The 3,299-nt window shown below is 72.4% G+C and carries 3 protein-coding genes; all 3 read left to right on the forward strand.

What is annotated here, in order from left to right:
- Nucleotides 1-108: 108 nt before the first annotated feature.
- Complete coding sequence (locus EHS43_RS40775) at nt 109-1,482, forward strand: Tat pathway signal sequence domain protein (protein WP_125195576.1); 1,374 nt, start codon at nt 109-111, stop codon at nt 1,480-1,482.
- Nucleotides 1,483-1,926: 444 nt separating this feature from the next.
- The gene (gene dhaK / locus EHS43_RS40780; RefSeq protein WP_125195577.1) at nt 1,927-2,919 is read left to right on the forward strand and encodes a dihydroxyacetone kinase subunit DhaK; all 993 of its coding nucleotides are present in this window, start codon (nt 1,927-1,929) and stop codon (nt 2,917-2,919) included.
- Between the two features lie 37 nt (nt 2,920-2,956).
- Nucleotides 2,957-3,299 (forward strand): DAK2 domain-containing protein (locus EHS43_RS40785; protein WP_125195578.1); only part of this gene is annotated, 343 nt, incomplete at its 3' end.

Raw genomic sequence — 3,299 nt, forward strand, 5'->3', positions numbered from 1 at the left:
CTCCCGAGACGTTGACCCGCCCCGGGTGCGACAGCAGAATGATCCCGCCCCATTGAGAGCGCTCTCAAAAACCCGGCCTCCGTGGCCGGAGTACCTCCGAGGAGACCCATGACCGGCAGTCCCCGCCCACCTCTCGGCCGCCGCGCCCTCATCGGGACCGGCCTCGGAGTCGCGGTCCTCGCCGCGACCGGCACCGGCACCGCCCGGGCGGCCCGGACCGCCTCCGGGGCCTCCGCACCCCGCCGGGCGCAGGCCTTCCTGGCCGCAGCCATGGACGCCTACCCGGACCACGGACCGATCCGGCTCACCCAGAGCTACACGGACCAGGCGGGACTGTTCAGCACGGCGTTCACGTACGACAACGCCCTCGCGATCCTGGCCCATCTCGCCTGCCCCGCGGGCGAGTCGCGGGCCGTCGCCCTCGGTGACGCGCTGCTGTACGCCCAGGCCCACGACCCGGTGCACGACGACGGTCGCCTGCGACAGGCCTACAACGTGGGGCCGTACACCTTCTACGACGGCTCCCCGCAGCCGGACGGGTTCGTCAGGGCGGACGGCACGGCCAACGTCGGTACGCAGTTCGGCTTCACCGGCACCGCCGTGGGCGACATGGCGTGGGCCGGTATCGCGCTCGGCGCGCTGGCCGGCCGTACCGGCAAGCGACGGTTCCTGACCGGCGCGGTGCGCATCGGTGAGTGGATCGAACGGGTGGGGCGGACCGACGAGCCGTTGGGCGGCTACAAGTTCGGGGTGAACGGGGCGGACGAGAAACTCCCGTTCACCTCGACCGAGCACAACACCGACCTGGTCGGCCTGTTCGGGCGGCTCGCCCGGCTGACCGGGGACAAGGTCTGGCGGGAACGCCGCGCGCGTGCCAGGGCCTTCGTCGAGAAGATGTGGGAGCCCTCGGGCGGCTTCTTCTACACCGGCACCAACGACGGCGTGACGATCAACAGGTCGCCGATCCCCGAGGACACCCAGACCTGGACCCACCTCGCCCTGGCCTCCCCGGCCCACTCCCGCTCCCTCGACTGGGCCGCGACCGAGCTGGCCGTCCTGGACACGGCGGACCGCCCCAACAGCACGGTTCCCGCGGGACAGTCCTACCCGGGCGTCACCTTCAGCTCGGCGAGCCTGCTGGCGAACGAGGGCGCCCCCATCGCCGACGGGCAGCCCAGACCGGACCGCAACGGCGTGTGGTTCGAGGGCACCGCCCACCTCGCGCTCGCGCTGCGCCACCGGGGGCACACCGGCGACGAGAAGCGCGCCCGCGGCCTCCTCGCATCGATCGAGCGCGCCCAGGACCTCCTCGGCGGCACCCAGACCGTCGGCGGCACGGCCCTCCCGGCCCGCTCCGGAGTCGTCTCGGCGAGCAGTCCGCTCGACACCGGTTTCGGCTTCGGCTACTACCCCTACCGGCACACCGGCGCCACGGCCTGGTACCTCCTGGCCGCGGGCCGCGCCAATCCGCTGCGGGGCTGACTCCCCGCCCTTCCGGCACTCGGCACTCGGCACTCGGCGGCGCGCGTCCCCATCTCCACGGACGCGCGCCGCCCCTTACCCATGCACAGACGGCAGACGGCAGACGGCAGGACCGTCACCCCTCACCTCGAAGAGCAGCCGACACCTGCCTGCACACCGGCCCTCTTCAGCCGCTGCGCACGGATCCGCCGACCAAGCCGGCCGGCCCTCGCTCGGGGATGACCAACCCGCGGTCACGCAGCTGAGACAGACAGGTTCCGGGTGGCGGGCGCGCCCGAGCGCCCCCGTACCCGTGACCTGCACTGCCGCAAGGCAGATACTGCCGACAGCGGCCCTCCCGCTCGCGGCCGCCGCGGACCGCCAAGATCGCCTACTGGTCACACGGGTTCTGAACTGTTAGAACGCAGACCACGAGCCCATCCCTCGTCCCACCCGGAGGTACCCATGAAGATGCTGATCAACGTCCCGGAAACCGTGGTCGCGGACGCCCTGCGCGGTATGGCGGCCGCCCATCCGGAGCTGACCGTGGACGTCGAGAACCGGGTGATCGTACGGCGGGACGCCCCCGTCGCCGGGAAGGTCGCCCTGATCTCCGGCGGCGGCTCCGGGCACGAGCCGCTGCACGGTGGTTTCGTCGGACCCGGCATGCTCTCCGCCGCCTGTCCGGGCGAGGTGTTCACCTCTCCGGTGCCGGACCAGATGGTGCGGGCGGCGGCCGCCGTGGACAGCGGGGCGGGAGTGCTGTTCATCGTGAAGAACTACACGGGTGACGTGCTCAACTTCGACATGGCGGCCGAGCTCGCCGAGGACGAGGGCATCCAGGTCGCCAAGGTGCTCGTCAACGATGACGTGGCGGTGACCGACAGCCTCTACACGGCCGGTCGGCGGGGCACCGGCGCCACGCTGTTCGTGGAGAAGATCGCGGGGGCCGCGGCGGAGGAGGGGCAGCCCCTGGAGCGGGTGGAGGCGATCGCCCGTCAGGTCAACGAGAACTCCCGGAGCTTCGGCGTCGCGCTGAGCGCCTGCACCACGCCCGCCAAGGGCAGCCCCACCTTCGACCTGCCGTCCGGTGAGCTGGAACTCGGCGTCGGCATCCACGGCGAGCCCGGCCGGGAGCGGCGGGCGATGATGACCTCACGGGAGGTCGCCGACTTCTCGGTGCACGCGATCCTGGACGACATGAGCCCGCGCAACCCCGTGCTCGTCCTGGTCAACGGCATGGGAGCCACCCCGCTGCTGGAGCTGTACGGCTTCAACGCCGAGGTGCAGCGGGTGCTCGCCGACCGCGGGGTCCCCGTCGCCCGCACCCTGGTCGGCAACTACGTCACCTCGCTCGACATGGCCGGCGCCTCGGTCACCCTGTGCCAGGTGGACGAGGAACTGCTGCGCCTGTGGGACGCGCCGGTGCGCACGCCGGGGCTGCGCTGGGGCGTGTGAGCAAGCGACCGACGTACCGACCACGCAAGGAGATCCAGTGCTCGACGCCGACTTCTTCCACCGCTGGATGACGGCGACCGCCGCCTCCGTCGACCGTGAGGCGGAACACCTCACCGCCCTCGACTCCCCCATCGGGGACGCCGACCACGGCAGCAACCTCCAGCGCGGGTTCACCGCGGTGGCCACGGCCCTGGAGAAGGAGGCCCCGGAGACGCCGGGCGCGGTCCTCGTCCTCGCCGGCCGCACCCTCATCTCGACGGTCGGCGGCGCCTCGGGCCCCCTGTACGGAACCCTGCTGCGGCGGACCGGCAAGGCGCTCGGGGACGCCGCCGAGGTCAGTGCCGAACAGCTCACCGAGGCGCTGCGGGCGGGGGTGGAGG

The sequence above is a fragment of the Streptomyces sp. RP5T genome, from assembly GCF_003933965.1.
Taxonomy (GTDB): Bacteria; Actinomycetota; Actinomycetes; order Streptomycetales; family Streptomycetaceae; genus Streptomyces.